Origin of the sequence: Amphritea sp. 1_MG-2023 (genome assembly GCF_030547545.1) — a bacterium.
GTDB lineage: Bacteria > Pseudomonadota > Gammaproteobacteria > Pseudomonadales > Balneatricaceae > Amphritea.
Window position 1 is genome coordinate 32,666 of record NZ_JAUOQE010000008.1, and the last position, 18,658, is coordinate 51,323.

Here is an 18,658-nt window from a genome sequence, read left to right on the forward strand (position 1 = left end):
CCTGGAGTGAATGAATGTCCTCGCGTAGAGAACTTGCCAATGCAATTCGTGCCCTCAGTATGGATGCTGTCCAAAAGGCTAAATCTGGTCACCCTGGTGCGCCGATGGGAATGGCTGATATCGCTGAAGTCCTATGGAATGATTTCCTGAAACATAACCCGGCGAATCCGCATTGGTTAGATCGCGACCGTTTTGTTCTGTCGAACGGTCACGGCTCTATGTTGATCTACAGCCTGCTGCACTTAACGGGTTACGATCTCTCCATTGATGATTTGAAAAATTTCCGTCAACTGCATTCAAAAACCGCCGGTCACCCGGAATACGGTTATGCACCGGGCGTTGAAACGACGACGGGTCCACTGGGTCAGGGGATTACCAATGCGGTCGGCTTTGCGATTGCCGAAAAATCATTGGCGGCGCAGTTTAACCGTGAAGGACATGAGATCATCGATCATCACACCTATGCTTTCTTAGGCGACGGTTGTTTGATGGAGGGTATCTCTCACGAATCTTGTTCATTGGCCGGTACGCTGGGACTGGGCAAGCTGATTGCGTTTTATGATGACAACGGTATTTCCATCGATGGTGAAGTCGAGGGTTGGTTTACCGATGATACACCGAAGCGTTTCGAAGCTTACGGCTGGCAAGTTATTCCGAACGTTGATGGTCACGATGCGGAACAGATTAAAGCCGCGATCGAAGCGGCTCAAGATAATGAAGATCAACCCACGCTAATCTGCTGTAAAACGATTATCGGTTTTGGTTCACCGAATAAACAGGGTAAAGAAGATTGTCACGGTGCGCCTCTGGGTGATGATGAGATCGCCTTGGCACGTCAACAACTCGGTTGGGAACATGAGCCTTTCGTTATCCCCGAAGATATTGCTGAGCAGTGGAATGGCCTTGAAAGCGGCGCGGTATTGGAAAATGATTGGGAAGAGCGTTTTGCCGAATACAGCAAAGATTATCCTGCTGAAGCCCGCGAGTTAATCCGTCGATATACCGGTGAATTACCGGCTGATTTCTCTGAAAAAGCCGATACTTATATTCAAGAGCTGCAAGCGAAGGGTGAAACCATCGCTTCACGTAAAGCCTCGCAGAATGCATTGAATGCTTACGGTCCGCTGTTACCTGAACTGATGGGGGGGTCTGCCGACCTAGCGGGTTCTAACCTGACACTGTGGTCGGGTTGCAAGGGCGTGACTAAAGATGATGCGTCGGGTAACTACATGTTCTATGGCGTGCGTGAATTTGGTATGTCAGCCATCATGAACGGTATTGCACTGCACGGTGGTTTTGTCCCTTACGGTGCGACCTTCTTAGTGTTTATGGAATATGCCCGCAATGCGCTGCGGATGGCAGCGTTGATGAAGGTCCGTGCGATTCATGTGTATACTCATGATTCTATCGGTCTGGGTGAAGATGGCCCAACCCATCAGCCGATTGAACAGATCGCTAATCTGCGTCATACCCCGAATATGAGTACTTGGCGTCCAGCCGATGCGGTGGAATCGGCGGTCGCTTGGAAATCTGCGCTGGAACGCGCCGATGGTCCAACGGCAATGATCTTCTCGCGTCAAAGCTTGCCACATCAGGCGCGTACTGATGCGCAATTAGCCAATGTTGCTCGCGGTGGCTATATTCTTAAAGATACCGCAGGCACGCCGGATGCGATTCTTATCGCTACCGGTTCTGAAGTGGGCTTGGCAATGGATTCCGCTGCGGCACTGGCAGCGGAAGGTAAGCAGATACGAGTTGTGTCTATGCCGTGTACCGATCTGTTTGATAAGCAAGATGCGGCTTACCGTGAGTCTGTGCTGCCGGCCGCCGTGAAGGCGCGGGTAGCAGTAGAAGCGGCACAAGCGGATTATTGGTATAAGTATGTTGGCCTCGATGGCGCGATTGTCGGTATGACTACTTTCGGTGAGTCGGCTCCGGCGGGCGATCTCTTTAAACTGTTCGGCTTTACCGTCGACAATGTTGTTGAGAAAGTAAAGTCTGTTCTATAAAACAGACGGTTCGAAAGGCCAACTGATTCAGTTGGCTTTTTTTGTTTGATGAGGTGATATGGCTTTCCGGGTTGCAATAAATGGTTATGGCCGGATCGGGCAGAGCGTGCTGCGGGCTATCTATGAGTGTGGCTATCGTGATCAGCTGCAAGTCGTGGCGATCAATGAGTTATCGGATATTGAAACGGTCACCTATCTGACCCGCTATGATACCACGCACGGTCGTTTCCCCATGCCGGTAGCGCATAATGGACGTGAGTTACTGATCAATGGCGATGTCATTCGTGTCCTTAATCAAGCCGATGCTGCCGAGATGCCTTGGCAGACGATGGATATCGACTTAGTACTCGAATGTTCAGGTTCCTTTAGTGATCGAAAAACCGCACAACAACACCTGGATAGTGGCGCTCGGCGATTGCTGTTTTCTCAGCCGGCTGAAGCCGATGTGGATGCGACGATTATCTACGGTTTTAATCAACGGCTGTTAGCCGCCGAGCAAACCATTGTCGCGGCGGGTTCCTGTTCGACTAACTGTATCGTGCCGATACTGAGTTTACTGCATCGTGAGCTCGATATTATTAGTGGTGTGACGACCACGATTCATTCGGCGATGAATGATCAACCGGTGATCGATAGCTATCATCAGACCGATCTGCGACTGACCCGCAGTGCGATGAACTCTATTATTCCGGTGAATACGGGGCTGAATCGCGGTATCGATCGTCTGTTACCCGAACTGGCGGGACGCTTTGAATCTCTGCATGTTCGAGTGCCGACGATTAATGTGTCGTTGTTGGATATCTCTCTGAATGTAAGTCAGGCCACCTCTGCCAAACAGGTTAATGAAATTGTGCGCGCCGCTGCGGATGGCCCTTTACGTGGATTGTTGGGGTATACCGAAGAAGCGCATGCATCGGTTGATTTTAATCGTGATCCTCGTTCCGCGATTGTTGATGGCACTCAGACCCGTGTTAGCGGCGGCAATATGATTAAACTGATGTGTTGGTTCGATAACGAGTGGGGGTTTGCAAACCGCATGCTCGATGTCGCACAGGATTGGCTGAATATTAAGTAATTCAAGGCGATAGCTCGGTTCGGGTTATTGCTTTAATTTTAGCGATAAAAAGCAGGAAGTAAGTATGAGCGTATTGAAAATGACCGAACTGGATCTCAAGGGCAAGCGCGTCCTGATCCGTGAAGACCTCAATGTGCCAGTCAAGGATGGCCAAGTGACTAGCGACGCCAGAATTCGCGCAGCACTGCCAACCATTAAATACGCCCTCGATGCGGGTGCTAAGGTGATGCTGATGTCGCACCTCGGTCGCCCGACGGAAGGTGTTTATGACGAGGCTAGCTCACTGGCACCGGTGGCCCGTCATTTAAGTGGTTTACTGGGGCGTGATGTGCCGCTGCTTAAAGCATGGCTCGAAGGCGATTTTGATGTGGCTGAAGGCGAAGTCGTGTTGCTGGAAAACGTGCGCTTTAATGTCGGTGAAAAGAAAGATGATGCCGCGTTATCGAAAAAAATGGCTGCGTTGTGTGATATCTATGTGATGGATGCATTTGGTACGGCTCACCGGGCTCAAGCATCGACACATGGTGTCGCTCAGTTTGCGACGGTTGCCTGTGCCGGTCCATTATTAGCGGGGGAGCTCGATGCCTTAGCGAAAGCATTGGATAATCCTGCGCGGCCCATGGCGGCGATTGTGGGTGGCTCAAAAGTGTCGACTAAACTGACAGTGCTTGAATCATTGTCGGATAAAGTTGATCAATTGATTGTCGGTGGCGGTATTGCCAACACCTTCCTCGCGGCAGCAGGCAAGCCTGTGGGTAAGTCGCTGTGCGAACACGATCTTATTCCAACCGCGAAGGCGTTGATGGAAAAAGTGAATATTCCATTGCCAGTGGATGTGGTGGTAGCCACTGAGTTTGCTGAAACGGCGACGGCAACGGTGAAGTTGGTTGATGATGTCGCTGAAGATGACATGATTTTGGATATTGGTCCTCAATCGGCGGCGAACCTCGCGGCCATGTTGAAACAAGCTGGAACAATTATCTGGAATGGCCCCGTTGGCGTGTTTGAGTTTGATCAGTTTGGCGAAGGCACTAAAACTCTGTCACTGGCCATTGCTGAGAGTCAAGGATTCTCAATTGCGGGGGGGGGTGACACGTTAGCCGCTGTGGATAAATACAATATTGCCGCGCAGGTATCGTATATCTCGACTGGCGGTGGTGCTTTCCTTGAGTTTGTTGAAGGCAAGGTTTTACCGGCCGTGGCGATGTTGGAATCTCGCGCATAATTAAAGCCGAGACGCTTTAATCGTGCTGCGAATGGGATAAAACATTGCAATATAGCGTTGAGTAGAGGCTCTCTAGCAGGGGGCTCTCGTTGGGCTCTATCGCTGGACTTTATCGCTACTTAAAATAGAATTTACAGCCGCATAGGCTTAATTTAAAAAGGTGAACATATGGCTCTTATCAGTATGCGTCAGCTACTGGATCATGCCGCTGAGCATGAATACGGTATCCCGGCGTTTAACGTGAATAATCTGGAACAGATGCGCGCTATCATGGAAGCCGCTGACAAGACCAACTCGCCGGTGATTGTTCAGGCCTCTGCTGGTGCACGTAAATATGCGGGTTCTAACTTCCTGCGACATATGATTCTAGCAGCGATCGCTGAATTTCCACATATTCCGGTGTGTATGCATCAGGATCACGGTACAACACCAGCGATCTGTCAGCGTTCTATCGCCATGGGTTTCTCCTCCGTTATGATGGATGGCTCACTGATGGCGGATGGTAAAACACCTTCAGATTATGAATATAACGTCGATGTAACACGGCGTACAGTTGAGATGGCACATGCTTGTGGCGTATCGGTTGAGGGTGAGCTGGGTTGCTTAGGTTCATTGGAAACCGGTCAAGCCGGTGAAGAAGATGGGGTTGGCGCTGAGGGTACTTTGTCCCACGATCAGATGCTGACGGACCCTGATGAAGCCGCCGATTTTGTGGCCAAAACCGGTGTTGATGCATTGGCGATTGCTTGCGGTACTTCTCACGGTGCGTATAAATTCACCCGTCCGCCGACCGGTGATATTTTGGCGATTGATCGTATTAAAGCGATCCATGATCGTATTCCTGGCACTCACTTGGTGATGCACGGCTCGTCTTCTGTGCCGCAAGAGTGGTTGGCGATCATCAATGAATTCGGTGGTGAGATTCCCGAGACTTACGGTGTGCCAGTTGAGCAGATCGTTGAAGGCATTAAGCACGGTGTGCGTAAGGTCAATATCGATACCGATTTACGTTTAGCGTCGACCGGTGCGGTACGTCGCTTCTTGGCTGAGAATCCATCAGAGTTTGATCCGCGTAAATTCCTTAAAGTGACCATGGATGCGATGAGTGAGATCTGTATCGCGCGTTATGAAGCGTTCGGTACTGCCGGTCATGCGGATCAGATCGTGCCGGTTTCTCTAGAAGGCATGGCGGATACTTACGGTTTGTAATAGCCGTTATCTGCTGAGATAAAAAACGCTCCTCGGGTTTTACCGCGGAGCGTTTTTTTATCACAGCGATGGCTAAACATCTTCTTCCTCAATCACTTCGCTTTCCTGTTGAGCCAGTGATAACCATTCTTGGCAAGCGGGTAGGGCGAGCATGCGATCGCAGTAGGCTTGCAGTTCTGCGGGCAGCTTAACGCCATAGCCGGTTAGGCGGAAAACAACCGGTGCATAGCAGGCGTCTGCAATGGAAAAATCCCCGTATAAAAACTGTTCTGAACCGCTTTTGCTTAGGGCTTCACGCCATAACGTACTGATACGATCGATATCCTGCTGAACGGCAACCGAGATGGTAAAGTTATCCACATGGCGGCGGCAGTTCATGGGCATGGCGCTGCGTAGTGCCATAAAACCGCTATGCATTTCGGCACAGCTACTGCGGGCATGGGCGCGTCGTGCCGGGTTGCTTGGCCAGCCTTGATCTTGCAGGTATGTCTCGCTGATATATTCACAAATTGAGAGAGAGTCCCAGACAGTTGTCCCATTATCGAGCAGCACCGGGACTTTGCCGGCTGGATTGTAGGCTTTGATCTGTTCAGCGGAACCGGGGGTAAAGAGAGCGATGCGAGTGGTATCAAAGGCTAAGTCAAAATGACGCAGCATCAGCCAAGCGCGTAGTGACCAGCTTGAATAGTTGTAATTACCGATAATCAGTTGCATCGCAAGATTCCTTTTCTCTGTTAAGTCGATTAGTTTAAAGGCTAGTCTGGCGCTTAATGTGAGTGCTCTCAAACGAATAAATCTGATAACAGGTATCAATCCCCTTGATGTTAGACAATGAACTGCTTCGCAGCTTTATCGCAGTGGTTGATAGTGGCAGCTTCACCCGGGCTGCAGCCCAGCTATTTCGGACGCAATCGGCGGTGAGTATGCAGATGAAACGGTTGGAGGTGCAACTGGATAAAAAGCTGTTCCTAAAGGATGGGCGTGAACTACAACTGAGCGATGATGGCTTAAAGCTGTTGAGTTATGCACGGCGCATGATGAAACTGCATGATGAAGCGTTGGGGGTCATGTCATCAGAGACGGGATCTCGCCCTTTGATGTTAGGTTGTCCGGATGATTATGTCACCGGTGTATTGCCACCGTTGCTGTCTGAGATCCGGCTACAGATGCCCGGTTTGCAGGTACAGGTGCGCACCGGCACGTCGGCGCAACTAAGGGCATTGATTGATAAGGGGGAGTTGGATCTGACAATTCTTACCCGTCGTCCTGAAACCGAGGAAGGTTATCTGTTGCTTCAAGATAAGGGCGTTTGGGTCGCACCCACGGCGGATTTTATTAAACCGGAGCAGCCGCTTCGGCTCGCGTTGGTGGATGCAGACTGTAAATTTCACAGCACCGCCGTGGATGGTTTGAGCAAGCAGGGGCGTAATTTTGACGTGATCTGTATTAGCGGTAGTTGTGCATTGTTAATTGAGCTAGTTAGACGGGGAGAAGCGATGACTACTTTAGCCTCTTGTTGTGTGCCCGCCGATCTGTATCGCCTACCGGCAGAGCTAGGGTTACCGGAACTGGCAACGGTGGCGGTGGTATTACAATCGGCGGCGCGGCCACATCAAGCGTTAGGCTCTGACCGTATTGCCTCACTGGTAGAGCAAACAGCCCTACGATTGAGTGTTTGAACCGCTATGGGTGTGTAGCCGCCGAGGCTAGCAACCCGGCGGTTTCGATTGAATCCGGTCGAGCCGGATGCGTAACTGTTGACCATTATGATCGGCGGCAATCAGGCACTCTTCACCGTTGCGGATATCGATGTTAATAAAGCGGAGTTTATCCCGTTGTAGCTGACCGTTATTATCCTGCCAGATTACTTGATCGACCAACCTGCGCATACAGGCTAGCTCAAAACCATCGTGTAAGTCGCATTGAATCGGTTTGTAATCGGTCATGACATCACTCTCTGTAGATTCTTATTGTTATAAACGGGATACACCATATCAGATAAGCAGAGAGCAGATAATACTCTCCGCATACTTATTCTGATGATTAGCAATCCGCGGCGAGGGCTTTGCCGGGTTAAGGAGGTTTATTGAATTAATCAAGCAAGGCTTCATAGCGCTGATCGGTGAGGGTTTTCATAAAAGCGACCAGTGCGTCAATCCGTTGATCGTTGAGAGCAGGACCACTTTCGAGTTCTTTAAGGGAGATCGTTGACGCGATTTCAGGGGCCGCCCAAGGCTGTCCGGTTTCGGGATTGATTTGGCGGGCAGGATTACGGCTGTTGTACTTGTTGTAGAACAGCACAACGGTGCGTAGATCTTTAAATACACCGTTGTGCATATAGGGGCCGGTGACAGCGACATTGCGTAAGGTAGACACTTTAAATTTACCCGCTTGGTTAGGGTCTGAAACGGCGGGATTATCGAATAGACCTTGATCGATAAAATCAGGACTGACGCCGTTAACCGTTCGTGCTTGTTGATTAACAGGTACACCGATATTGTGATATTCGTAATTGGTGAATGTTTCACCTTTAGCGCGAGGGCTGGTTTTGAGCTGATGACACTGATTGCAGTTAGTAAATTGTTGCGAGAAAAACAGGGTGCGGCCCAGATCTTCTTCCGGGGTCAACTGATATTCACCGCGTAAGAAACGGTCATATTTAGAATCAAATGGGGCAAACAGTTCGGTACGCTCAAATGCCGCGATGCTATCGGTCATGGCACTGTAGGCTTGTTCTGGTTGTTTAAAAACATCAGCGCCATAGAGTGCCGTAAAATTGGTGCGATAAAGGGGAATTTCTTTTAGTCGCTCGACCACGGCCGCCATCGATGGCATACCCATTTCGATCGGATTGAGAGGTGGGCCACCCGCCTGTTGTTGCAGGTTTTTTGCTCGACCATCATGAAACTGTCCACCCTTATAAATCCCGCCTTTCGTGCGTTGGAAGTCGGGGCTAAACATGGCGTAAGTCGCGGTGGGAGTGTTACGGTCGCCTAATGAGTGACCATCATCGCCGAGCGATACAGCCCCCTGTGCAGCGTTATCGCGAGGGTCGGCAAAGCCTGCTGAGGGAGCATGACAGGTGGCGCAACTTTCACTACGATTAGCCGACAAGCGCGTATCAAAATAAAGCTGCTGTCCGAGTGCTGCCTTATCCAGTAAAGGCTGTGCCACTGAGATATCCGTATGAGTATAACCGGCGATTAGCGTGACGGCGGTGATGATAAGAGCAAGAGGCTTCATGGCAAACGCAAATGATAGTGAATCGTATTTGCAATATTATCAGAATTAGGTGGCGATACGGAAAATTATTTCGGCTGTATTTAGTGATTTGATGAGCTCGATCAACTTAGCTTTGATGGCTAATTTTATCGCGAACCGTCTGCAAGGCTTAAGAGTATCAGCGCCGTAAAACTTACCGTGAGTGGTGCTTGTCTCAGCTATTCACCCGTTCGCTGGCAAAGGGCAGGGGCGCAGAGGGTTCGCCGAGGACTTTCATACTGGGCCATTGCAGCAGTTGTAACTTGCCACTATTGGTTTCTACTAATGCGGTGCAGTGTTCGACCCAATCACCATCATTACAGTATAAAGCGCCTTGACGATGGCTAAATCCCGCCTGATGAATATGCCCGCCAATATAACCATCTAGCGATTGTCGTCGAGCTTCTATGCAAGCGGCATCCTGAAAGTTTTGAATATAGCGTTGAGCACTACTGAAGCGCTGTTTAATCATGGCTGCCAGTGAGCGATAGGGCAGATTGAGCCACTGACGCACCTTGTTGTAACAACGGTTTAGCCACAGCAGTAGTTGATGGGCATGATCACCGAGCCGCAACATGAAGGGGTGAATACGCACATGGCCGTCAAATTCGTCCCCGTGAGACACCAGAAAACGACGCCCATCGCGGGTTTTGTGGATCGCTTTACGACGGATTTGAAGCTTGCCTAGCTTTAAACCACAGACTTTACGCAAGGGAGCATCGTGATTACCGGGGATGTAGATAATTTCGCAGCCCTCTCTCGCCATCTGCCAGAATTGACCGAGTAACAATTGTTGATCTTGCGGCAACACTGCTTTTTTACGCATCGCCGCCAGATCGATAATATCGCCCACTAAATAAAGTTTTTTCGGGGCGAGTTCTGTTAAGGCTTTGCTGAGGAGCTGCGCCTGACAATCCGGCGTGCCCAAGTGTACATCTGAGATAAACATGGTGTGGATATTCTGCATATCACCGTCCAACAATCAGTTTGGAGACAGTATGGCGGTGAAAGATGACACGGGGCTTTAAAACAGATGAACAGATGGTGACAACGGGCAGACAAGGTTTGACGGGAGTGATCGGTTGGCCCTGATGGCTCAGGGCCGGCGGTTAGATCGCTAGATTATGTCCGGGGGACGCGGGCAAGGGTGTAGAATTCGTTGTTAGCTTGCATGTTGGTGACAATGGCGATTCGGTTTGAAAGGCCAAAAAAGGCGGTAATGCCCGTTATGTCGAGAATGTCATCATCATCAAAACCGTAGTCTTTTAATGCTGCATAGTCGTCTTCTGCGATGGTTTCCGGCGCCCGTGAAACTTTGATGGCAAAGGTGAGCATCGCTTTTTGTTTATCGGTGAGTGGAGCATGGCGGTAATTAATCGCGATCTGATCGGCCAATAAAGGCTCTTTTGAATAGACACGCAGCAGAGCGCCGTGAGCGATGACACAATACTGACAGCCGTTTAGGGCGCTGGTGGCGACGATAATCATCTCTTTCTCTGCCGCACTGAGGGTGCTGCCTTCCCGAGCCATCACGGCATCATGATAGGCGAAGAAAGCGCGAAACTCATCGGGCCGGTAGGTGAGTGTCAGGAAAACATTGGGGATAAAGCCCGCTTTTTCTTGTACAGCCAAAATTCTGTCGCGGATATCGACGGGCAGGTCGGGTAGTGCTGTAATCGGATAGCGACTGATGGGTTGAGTCATTATTTTTATATCTCTCTGTCTGGTGTCAATGATAGATCTAGGTTACGCTGAAAAATCGATCAAATTAAGACATTAGTTCGCCAATTAACGAGCAAATCAGGTCATTATGTACAAAGTTATTGGATTAGCCTTCGATGGTTGTCAAGCCACAGGGCTGACCTCACCTTTCGATGTATTTAACGTCGTTAACTCTATCTGGAAGCAGACGGGGGGCGAGGATGACACTCTATATGAGTGTCAGTTGGCTTCGCGTGATGGCGGTTGGGTGAGATGCTCCAATGGTATGCGGATTATGGCCGATGTTTCATTCGCGCAGATGCCCGAGGCCGATCTGATTGTTATCCCCGGTATTCACCATCTCGATGTGCGTTCATTGCTCAAGCGTTTAGCCCAGCTCGATGAAGAGACTCAGTGGTTAAGCCAATATATTCAACGGGGAATACCGATAGCGGCAAACTGCAGTGGTGTTTTTCTGTTGGGTGATGCGGGCGGGTTAGTTGGTAAGCGGGCAACCACGGCATGGTGGTTAGGTAAGGCTTTTAGCAACCGCTATCCGGCGGTTGAACACTGTTCTGATACCATGTTAGTGAATGATCAGGGCGCTTATACGTCCGGCTCTATGACCGCTAACTTAGGCGCCATGCTGGCCTTGGTGGAGCAGCAAGTCGGTCGCCATTTAGCGCAGAGCGCTGCCCGAAATATGTTGATAGATGCGGCTCAAAGTACGGCATCCCCTTATATTTTTATGCAGGAAAACAGCGATCATCAAGATAGCTTGGTATTGGCGATTGAGAGTCAGCTACAACGGGACGTATCGCATAAGCTTTGTTTACAGACCTTAGCCAGTGGCCACGGGGTCAGTGTGCGTACCCTTGCGCGTCGCTTCAAAGCGGCGAACGGTATCAGTGTTGCCGATTATCAACAGCAGCTGCGTTTTGAGCAGACCAAGCTTTTATTAGAAACGACCAGTTTGAGCCTAGAACAGATCGTGGAGCGAGTCGGTTATGCTAGCCCTAGCTCGCTACGGCGATTGTTTCAAAAAGCACTGGGGGAATCGCCCAGCCATTATCGTAAACGGGTACAACAAAAAGGCGCTCATTAGGCTAAAGCGTTTAATGAACCATTGCAGCCTGAGCCTATTCATAGGAGAGATAGAGTGGAATCTGATCAGCAGTTGATTGCCCGAGTAAAGGCCTGTGATATCTGTGCCCCCTATCTACCCGATGGTGTGCGGCCGGTGATTCAGTTTGATCGAGCCGCGCGCATACTCATCGCGGCGCAAGCGCCGGGTCGGCGAGTACATGAAACGGGCATTCCCTTTAATGATCCGAGTGGTGATCGTTTACGGGATTGGTTGGGTATCGACCGAGAAACGTTCTACGATGCTAAACAGATTGCCATTCTGCCCATGGGGTTTTGTTATCCAGGCACGGGTAAGTCGGGTGATCTACCGCCCCGTAAAGAGTGCGCGCCACAGTGGCGACAGCTACTGCTCGATCGTTTACCGAATCTGCAGCTGATTCTCGTGATTGGTCAGTACGCTCAGGCTTGGCACCTGCAAGAACAAGGGTCTGTGACCAAAATCGTTTCCCGTTGGCGGGAATACAGCGAAATAGAGAGTACGGCGATATTTCCTATGCCTCATCCGAGCCCCCGTAATAATATCTGGTTGCGCAACAATCCGTGGTTTGAATGTGAGTTGCTGCCCGTATTACAGCAGCGGGTACAGAAGGTGCTCAATCAAGAAAATATTGCTGAGTAAACAGGGATGAATAAACTGCCTGAATGGCTAGTGAAGTGGGTGATCGTGACGCTATTACCGCTGGTGATGTGCTTTGGTTATTACGCCTCAAATGCGATACAGAGTACTTCATGGATGATACCCGCCATGCTAGCGTTACCGCTATTGTTATTAGGGCTTGGCGGCCTTGTGTTGAGTCATTCTAATACCGGACTGAAGCGTTTAACGCCGCTTTGGTGGGCTTTTTTAGTGATCGCTGTTGCGAGTTTGGCCTGGATCTGGGGATAACGGTTTCTTTACTGCGGAGTTTGCTAACGTTTCGTTATAATAAGATTCTATTCAGTCGATTGCATGAAGATGGATTCCGATGACCGAGATAAAACAAAAGATAGCGCTGTTTATTGATGCCGATAATGCGCCGGCCAGTAAGTTTGAAAATGTGCTCAGTGAAGTGGCGAAATATGGTGTGGTGACCATTCGTAAGGCTTACGGTAATTGGAAATCGCCCACCCTGAAATCGTGGGAAGACCTGCTACATGAGTATGCCATTCAACCGGTGCAGCAGTATGACTTAACTAAAGGTAAAAACGCCTCGGATATCGCCTTAGTGATCGATGCGATGGATGTCATGTATACCAAAGACATCGATGTGATGTGCTTTGTCTCATCCGACAGCGATTTTACCCCGATGGTGACGCGCGCACTAGCCGAAGGCAAAATGGTGTTAGGCTTTGGCGAGCGCAAAACCCCTTCGCCTTTCGTCAATGCCTGTTCTAAATTTCTCTTCTTAGATCAGCCTGAATCTGTCGAAAGCACGCAAAACGCGAAGCCCAAAAATATCAAATCGGATACGAAACTGATCAACTTGTTACGTCAGGCGATTGAAGCCAACGAAGATGAAGATGGTTGGGCGCCACTAGGCCCCGTGGGCTCGAATATCTCCAACCGCACCTCGTTCGATTGCCGCAACTATGGTTTCAAGAATCTGAGTAGCTTATTTAAAGCCGTCGATCTGTTTGAGCTGAAGCGAGGGCAGGGACGGTCTTTTCTGGTGCGAGATGCAAGAAAGAAGAAAACCTAAGAGCGTAATGAATAGTACATTACTCGCTCAATGCGGCTTCGTCGCTTGTTCGTTGCTCGAAAAAGCGTAAAACAAGAGGCTTGTTGGCCTCTTTTTTTGGCGGTGTAGATGATTGAAAAAGGCTTTGAGCCTGTGGTATCACCACGAATTTAAGATGCTTGCTAGTCGTTCCCCGCCCATCTCATAATGATCAGTTATGTTATCCACTAAGATGAACATGCACAGCTAACGCTAATGTTCATCGTGCCTGCCGATACTGTACGTTAAGTTGAACATATGAGGTGGCATATGAGAATAGTTTCTTTTACCGAAGCAAGAAATAGCTTGAAAGCTGTTTTAGACGGAGTCATCAATGATGCGGATACGACTGTGATTACTCATCGTGATTCTCAAGCTGCTGTGGTGATGTCTTTGGGTTACTTCAATAGTTTAATAGAAGCTGTCCATTTACTTCGTTCGCCAGCCAATGCTGAGCATCTAAACAGGTCGATTGCGCAATATCGTGAGGTGAAAACCGCACAGCGGGAATTAGTCGATGAGTAACGAGCTGTTACCATGGACTGATGACGCTTGGAGCGATTACTTATACTGGCAGACCCAAGATAAAAAGACGCTTAAACGTATTACTACATTAATTGCCGATGTAAAACGTTCGCCGTTCGAGGGGATTGGTATATCAGAACCATTAAAAGAGCATTTGTCGGGTTTCTGGTCGCGCAGAATCGATGATGCTAATAAGCTGGTTTATACCGTTGATGAGCGTGCGATCACCATGATTTCCTGTCGCTATTATTACTGAATAAGCTGTTCGTAAGCTCTTTACTCGGTTTCATATACAAAGCAAAAAAGAGAGCCGCGGCTCTCTTTTGTTTTTTGATCTGACGCTTTTTCGAGTAGCGAACCTCGGGCAAGTCGCGCAGCGATGTCGAGCTTCGTCTCAGCCCTTAATGCACTTCAGCATATTTGCGTTGTATCGCCATCAGTGCCGGCTGAGCTTCCAGTGGCGCGTAGGCGATGGCTTGATCGAAGAGTTCTTTGTTTTCTTCGGAGAGGCGTTCATCTTCATTCATGGCAGAGAGTTTCTGCATCGCTTCGATAAACTTGGGGTGTTGTTGCTGTTTCTTGGCCGGTTTCATAGGAACTGCCTCCTTAAGTTGGCGACTTTTATCACAGTTTTTTCGCTAACTGCGATAAAGGGTCTGAATAAGATGAAAACCAAACTTTGTTTTCACCGGTCCGTGGATTTCCAATACTTTTTTACGAAAAACCACATTGTCGAACGCTTTTACCATCGTGCCGGGCCGAAACTCGCCCAGATCACCACCCCGTTTGGCCGAGTTACACAGAGAGTGTTTTTTTGCCAAGCGGGCAAAATCCTCCCCTTTTTCAAGTTGTTGCTTTAGCTTGTCAGCTTCGGCTTTGGTTTTAACTAGAATATGCCGCGCCGATGCTACCGCCATATTAAAATACCTTTGTTATCCGAGTAAATGGTTTTACAGCATTCTTACTTTAAAGCGACGCCCCTTGATCTTACCATCGAGTAAGCGACTATGGGCTTTACGGGCTTCTTCACGTCTTACCGCGACATAGGCGGCATAATCATAAATATTGATTTTACCCACCGCACTGCCATCAATGCCGGCGTCACCGGTGAGTGCGCCAAGGATATCGCCTGGACGTATCTTATCCTTTCGACCACCGGCAATGCAGAGAGTTCGCATTATCGGCTTAACGGGCTCTTCCGAGCTGATTTTTTTCAGGCTGCTGAGGGATTTAGTCTCGAGTGTCTGCGACAGGTATTCGCTGATGATCTCCATCTTGTACTGTTCAGAGTCCCGGAAGAGGCTGATGGCCATGCCCTCTTTGCCGGCGCGGCCTGTACGTCCGATACGGTGAACGTAGATCTCCGGATCACGGGGTAGGTCGTAGTTGATGACCAGTGATAGATCGCTGATATCCAGCCCACGGGCGGCCACGTCGGTGGCGATCAAGATGGTGTTGCTGCGGTTGGCAAACTGCACCAGCACCTGATCGCGGTCGCGCTGATCCAGATCACCGTGGAGAGCAGCAGCAAAATAGCCCAGATTGCGCAGATGTTCGGACACTTCGCGGCACTGATCTTTGGTGTTACAGAAGATCACCGTGGATTCGGGGCTGAAATGGCTAAGAATCCGTGCCAAGGCTTCTGGTTTCTTGGTTTGTTCTAAAGCGTAGAAAGATTGTTCGATCTGACTGGTGCTGTGTACTGCTTCGACAGTGATTTCAACCGGATCGTTTTGTAGATCGGCGCTGAGTTTTTTTATCCCGTCGGGGTAAGTGGCTGAAAAAAGGAGGGTTTGACGCTGCTTAGGCGTGTGTTTGATAACCCCTTCAATCTGTTCATAGAAGCCCATATCGAGCATCCGGTCGGCTTCATCGAGTACCACGGTACCGCAACGGGACAGGTCTAACTTACCTTTACGGATCAGGTCTTGAATTCGGCCGGGGGTGCCTACCACGATGTGTGCTCCGTGCTCCAGAGAACCGATCTGTGGGCCAACCGATTGTCCGCCGCAGAGAATTACCAGTTTGAGGTTATCTTTAAAGCGCGCCAGTCGGCGAATCTCCTGCGCCACCTGAGTACTGAGCTCGCGGGTGGGGCAGATCACGATCGCCTGGGTACCGAAGTCCCGTTGATTAATATTTAACAGTAGGCCGATGGCGAAAGCGGCGGTTTTACCACTACCGGTTTTTGCTTTGGCAATCAGGTCTTTGCCGTCCAGTACATGCGGAAGACTACGGGCCTGAATGGGAGTCATTTCTTTGTAGCCAAGGTCAGCAAGGTTGCTAAGCATGGCGGGAGGCAGGTTTAGGGAGGAAAAAGAGGTATCAGACACAGTTGTACTCGGAATCAGGATTCAATTGGCCGTCAGTATACCTGATACGCACGGCTATCGCTGCTTTGTTAAGCCCGTTGTTGATTTAATGAGCAGTAGAATGTGGTGTTAAAGGCGCAGGCTTAGCGCGTTCACACAGGGCGTCAGAAAAGCACTGATATCACCATCGAGTTTTAAGCTAAGGAGTTCATCGGCACGGGTTTTACCGTGGGTGATGGCGGCCATGGGAATGTTTCGTTGCGCGGCTTGTTTACAGAAGCGAAAGCCGGAATACACCATCAGCGATGAGCCGATCACGAGTAACGCATCAGCTTTTTCTAAGCTATCGAGGGCGCTAAATACTCGCTCTTTGGGGACGTTATCGCCGAAAAACACGACATTTGGCTTGAGAATACCGCCACAGGCCACGCAACCGGTGACTTTAAAACGGCTGAAGTCGACGCCTTCTAAGTCAGCATCGCCATCCGGTGCGGCACTGGCGGTATAGTGAGCAAACGCTGGATTTTCAGCGGCCATCTGTTGGTGTATCTGATTTCGATCATGTAGTTGCTGACAATCCATACAGATGACTTGGTCAGAACGGCCGTGAAGGTCAATGACCTGTTGCTGACCAGCCAGTTGATGTAACCGGTCTACATTCTGTGTGACCAGTTGCTGACAATAGCCTTTTTGTTCTAACTGCTGCAGGCTGTTATGCACACTATTGGGCCGAGCATTGGCCATTAATGGCCAGCCGATTAGGCTGCGGGCCCAGAAACGCTGTCGCGTGGCGAGACGACTGATAAAATCGCGATGTTGCACCGGTGGTTGACGTTTCCACTGACCATTGCTATCGCGATAATCGGGAATGCCCGATTGAGTACTGCAACCGGCACCGGTAAGAATAAACAGGCGTGGGTGCTGGTGGATAAAATCGGCGAGGGGCTGGCTGGTAGCCGCAGCGTTTACAGACGAGTGTTTAGGTGTCGGCATAGGGGGAGATGGCATAGGCGTAACTTGTTTTGGAGTCGATGGCATAGGGATAGTGTAATCCATAGTGGCCGTGCTTGCGCGTTAACTAATAGCTATGTTCGTCGATGACCTGTCTGACGGTTTCTAAGGCGCCCTGTAAGCGTTCTAGGCAAACCGATCCGAGTGCTAAACGAATAGCATGGGGTACATGTTCACTGGTGGTGAAAGGGTCGGCCGTTGAGACGGAAATATTGGCATTGCTGAGGGCCATCACGACTTGGTCGGCGCGGGCCTCTTCTGGCAAGTATAGCCAGATAAAGTATCCGTTAGGGTGGCTGGCCTGATGTAATCCTTTAAACACTTTATGAGCGAGTGCTTGCCGAATGGCGGCATCTTGGCGTTTATCCGTTTCGAGTTGCGCGACAGTGCCATCTTCGATCCAGCCACAGGCGATAGCGGTAATCAGTGCTGGGGTATTCCAAGCGATCGCTCTGATGGTACGTTCGAGCAACGGTACATCCGCCAGTGGGGCAGCAATAAAACCGATGCGCAGGCCTGTGGCCACACTTTTCGATAACCCCGAAACATAGAATGTGCGTTCTGGCGCTAGCGTTTGTAATGGCGGTGGCGGATTGTCTGCGAGGAAGGCGTAGGCAGCATCTTCGATGATTAATAGTTGGTGTTGCCGAGCAATGGCAACCAGTTGCTGTCGCTGTGCCTGTGTCATTATCCAGCCGAGCGGATTATGTAGTGTTGGCATTGAGTAAACTGCCTTGACCCGCCGCTGTTGGCAAAGCTGGGCTAAGGCTGCCAGATCAGGCCCGTCATCATTGATGGGGGTGGGGACTAACTCGAGATGATGAAGTTCAGCCAGTACTTTAAATCCAGAGTAAGTGAGGGCGTCCACAGCAACGACATCGCCGGGCTGTAAGCGTGACATAACGGTGGCCGCGAGCCCCTGTTGGGCGCCACTAACAATAACAATATTCTCGGCACTCACCGTTAGGCCCCGGGCAGTAAGGTGACGAGCAATAATCGCTCGTTCATGGGCACGACCGGCATGGGGTTGATAGTGCAATAGGGCATCGATATCGCCGGAGATCGCTACTTGACGCAGCGCTTTACGCAGCATTTCTGTTTGCCGGGGTAGTGCCGGTGAGTTGAAGTTAAGATCGATCATACCTTCGCGTGGAGCGGGTTGGTCGATACCGTGCCCAGGCGGTAGCGCGGTTTCTCTGACAAACGTTCCGCGGCCCGTTTCACCGCTGACCAGCCCCATACGCTCGAGTTCGGTATAAACCCTTGAAGCGGTGACTAGGGCAATATTTTCTTGGCGGGCTAGTTGGCGATGGGTTGGTAGTTGAGTGCCGGGGGACAGAAGTCCGTTGTGGATATCTGCCGCGAGGTTATCAACTAGTTGCTTGTAACGGGCCTGCACCATCTACATTGTATCCATGACAATAATTTTATTGTCATGAATTTAGGTCATATAATCGGTTAACGCAACTGATCTTATAGGCTTAACC

21 protein-coding genes are annotated in these 18,658 nt (G+C 50.0%); 11 read left to right on the forward strand and 10 right to left on the reverse strand.

Going from position 1 to position 18,658, the window contains the following annotated elements:
- The first annotated feature begins 14 nt into the window (after positions 1-14).
- The 4 genes from tkt (at position 15) to fba (ending at position 5,518) form a co-directional block, all read left to right on the forward strand.
- Positions 15-2,009, forward strand: coding sequence for a transketolase (gene tkt, locus Q4488_RS06290; RefSeq protein ID WP_303579621.1), 1,995 nt, complete (start codon positions 15-17; stop codon positions 2,007-2,009).
- A 58-nt stretch (positions 2,010-2,067) separates the two neighbouring features.
- Positions 2,068-3,084 carry a type I glyceraldehyde-3-phosphate dehydrogenase gene (locus Q4488_RS06295; protein ID WP_303579622.1) on the forward strand — a complete coding sequence of 339 codons (1,017 nt, stop codon included), beginning with the start codon at positions 2,068-2,070 and terminating at the stop codon, positions 3,082-3,084.
- A gap of 64 nt (positions 3,085-3,148) precedes the next feature.
- Complete coding sequence (locus Q4488_RS06300) at positions 3,149-4,309, forward strand: phosphoglycerate kinase (protein WP_303579623.1); 1,161 nt, start codon at positions 3,149-3,151, stop codon at positions 4,307-4,309.
- 168 nt (positions 4,310-4,477) lie between these two features.
- Positions 4,478-5,518, forward strand: coding sequence for a class II fructose-bisphosphate aldolase (gene fba, locus Q4488_RS06305; RefSeq protein WP_303579624.1), 1,041 nt, complete (start codon positions 4,478-4,480; stop codon positions 5,516-5,518).
- Between the two features lie 72 nt (positions 5,519-5,590).
- On the opposite strand, the gene Q4488_RS06310 is transcribed toward fba, so the two are convergent.
- Complete coding sequence (locus tag Q4488_RS06310; protein ID WP_303579625.1) at positions 5,591-6,232, reverse strand: glutathione S-transferase family protein; 642 nt, start codon at positions 6,230-6,232, stop codon at positions 5,591-5,593.
- Between the two features lie 107 nt (positions 6,233-6,339).
- Between Q4488_RS06310 and Q4488_RS06315 the strand changes: the two genes are divergently transcribed.
- The gene (locus Q4488_RS06315) at positions 6,340-7,197 is read left to right on the forward strand and encodes a LysR family transcriptional regulator (protein ID WP_303579626.1); all 858 of its coding nucleotides are present in this window, start codon (positions 6,340-6,342) and stop codon (positions 7,195-7,197) included.
- A 27-nt stretch (positions 7,198-7,224) separates the two neighbouring features.
- On the opposite strand, the gene Q4488_RS06320 is transcribed toward Q4488_RS06315, so the two are convergent.
- The 4 genes from Q4488_RS06320 to Q4488_RS06335 all read right to left on the reverse strand — a co-directional run bounded on the left by Q4488_RS06320 (position 7,225) and on the right by Q4488_RS06335 (position 10,483).
- The gene (locus Q4488_RS06320) at positions 7,225-7,464 is read right to left on the reverse strand and encodes a Rho-binding antiterminator (protein ID WP_303579627.1); all 240 of its coding nucleotides are present in this window, start codon (positions 7,462-7,464) and stop codon (positions 7,225-7,227) included.
- Positions 7,465-7,609: 145 nt separating this feature from the next.
- Complete coding sequence (locus tag Q4488_RS06325; RefSeq protein WP_303579628.1) at positions 7,610-8,761, reverse strand: cytochrome-c peroxidase; 1,152 nt, start codon at positions 8,759-8,761, stop codon at positions 7,610-7,612.
- A 193-nt stretch (positions 8,762-8,954) separates the two neighbouring features.
- Positions 8,955-9,746 (reverse strand): UDP-2,3-diacylglucosamine diphosphatase, encoded by a 792-nt coding sequence (locus Q4488_RS06330; protein WP_303579629.1) that lies wholly within the window; start codon positions 9,744-9,746, stop codon positions 8,955-8,957.
- A gap of 155 nt (positions 9,747-9,901) precedes the next feature.
- Positions 9,902-10,483 (reverse strand): peroxidase-related enzyme, encoded by a 582-nt coding sequence (locus Q4488_RS06335; protein ID WP_303579630.1) that lies wholly within the window; start codon positions 10,481-10,483, stop codon positions 9,902-9,904.
- A gap of 106 nt (positions 10,484-10,589) precedes the next feature.
- On the opposite strand from Q4488_RS06335, the gene Q4488_RS06340 reads away from it, so the two are divergent.
- The 6 genes from Q4488_RS06340 (at position 10,590) to Q4488_RS06365 (ending at position 14,104) form a co-directional block, all read left to right on the forward strand.
- Positions 10,590-11,585 (forward strand): GlxA family transcriptional regulator, encoded by a 996-nt coding sequence (locus tag Q4488_RS06340; RefSeq protein WP_303579631.1) that lies wholly within the window; start codon positions 10,590-10,592, stop codon positions 11,583-11,585.
- Positions 11,586-11,639: 54 nt separating this feature from the next.
- The gene (locus tag Q4488_RS06345; protein ID WP_303579632.1) at positions 11,640-12,245 is read left to right on the forward strand and encodes a uracil-DNA glycosylase family protein; all 606 of its coding nucleotides are present in this window, start codon (positions 11,640-11,642) and stop codon (positions 12,243-12,245) included.
- A 6-nt stretch (positions 12,246-12,251) separates the two neighbouring features.
- Positions 12,252-12,512 (forward strand): hypothetical protein, encoded by a 261-nt coding sequence (locus Q4488_RS06350; RefSeq protein ID WP_303579633.1) that lies wholly within the window; start codon positions 12,252-12,254, stop codon positions 12,510-12,512.
- Between the two features lie 79 nt (positions 12,513-12,591).
- A complete protein-coding gene (locus Q4488_RS06355; protein ID WP_303579634.1) occupies positions 12,592-13,305 on the forward strand; it encodes an NYN domain-containing protein in 714 nt (237 codons plus the stop codon).
- Positions 13,306-13,593: 288 nt separating this feature from the next.
- Positions 13,594-13,848 carry a type II toxin-antitoxin system Phd/YefM family antitoxin gene (locus tag Q4488_RS06360; protein WP_303579635.1) on the forward strand — a complete coding sequence of 85 codons (255 nt, stop codon included), beginning with the start codon at positions 13,594-13,596 and terminating at the stop codon, positions 13,846-13,848.
- Positions 13,841-14,104: a Txe/YoeB family addiction module toxin gene (locus Q4488_RS06365; protein WP_303579636.1), complete on the forward strand. Its 264-nt coding sequence runs from the start codon at positions 13,841-13,843 to the stop codon at positions 14,102-14,104. Before Q4488_RS06360 ends, Q4488_RS06365 begins: the two co-directional genes overlap by 8 nt.
- Positions 14,105-14,249: 145 nt before the next feature.
- On the opposite strand, the gene Q4488_RS06370 is transcribed toward Q4488_RS06365, so the two are convergent.
- The 5 genes from Q4488_RS06370 to Q4488_RS06390 all read right to left on the reverse strand — a co-directional run bounded on the left by Q4488_RS06370 (position 14,250) and on the right by Q4488_RS06390 (position 18,573).
- Complete coding sequence (locus Q4488_RS06370; RefSeq protein ID WP_303579637.1) at positions 14,250-14,441, reverse strand: hypothetical protein; 192 nt, start codon at positions 14,439-14,441, stop codon at positions 14,250-14,252.
- Positions 14,442-14,486: 45 nt separating this feature from the next.
- Positions 14,487-14,765 (reverse strand): peptidylprolyl isomerase, encoded by a 279-nt coding sequence (locus Q4488_RS06375; protein ID WP_126157185.1) that lies wholly within the window; start codon positions 14,763-14,765, stop codon positions 14,487-14,489.
- A gap of 33 nt (positions 14,766-14,798) precedes the next feature.
- Positions 14,799-16,181 carry an ATP-dependent RNA helicase DbpA gene (dbpA, locus tag Q4488_RS06380; protein WP_303579638.1) on the reverse strand — a complete coding sequence of 461 codons (1,383 nt, stop codon included), beginning with the start codon at positions 16,179-16,181 and terminating at the stop codon, positions 14,799-14,801.
- A gap of 108 nt (positions 16,182-16,289) precedes the next feature.
- On the reverse strand, positions 16,290-17,168 hold the full coding sequence (locus tag Q4488_RS06385; RefSeq protein WP_303579639.1) for an NAD-dependent protein deacetylase: 879 nt from the start codon (positions 17,166-17,168) through the stop codon (positions 16,290-16,292).
- A gap of 70 nt (positions 17,169-17,238) precedes the next feature.
- Positions 17,239-18,573 (reverse strand): PLP-dependent aminotransferase family protein, encoded by a 1,335-nt coding sequence (locus Q4488_RS06390; RefSeq protein WP_303579640.1) that lies wholly within the window; start codon positions 18,571-18,573, stop codon positions 17,239-17,241.
- Between the last annotated feature and the right edge of the window lie 85 nt (positions 18,574-18,658).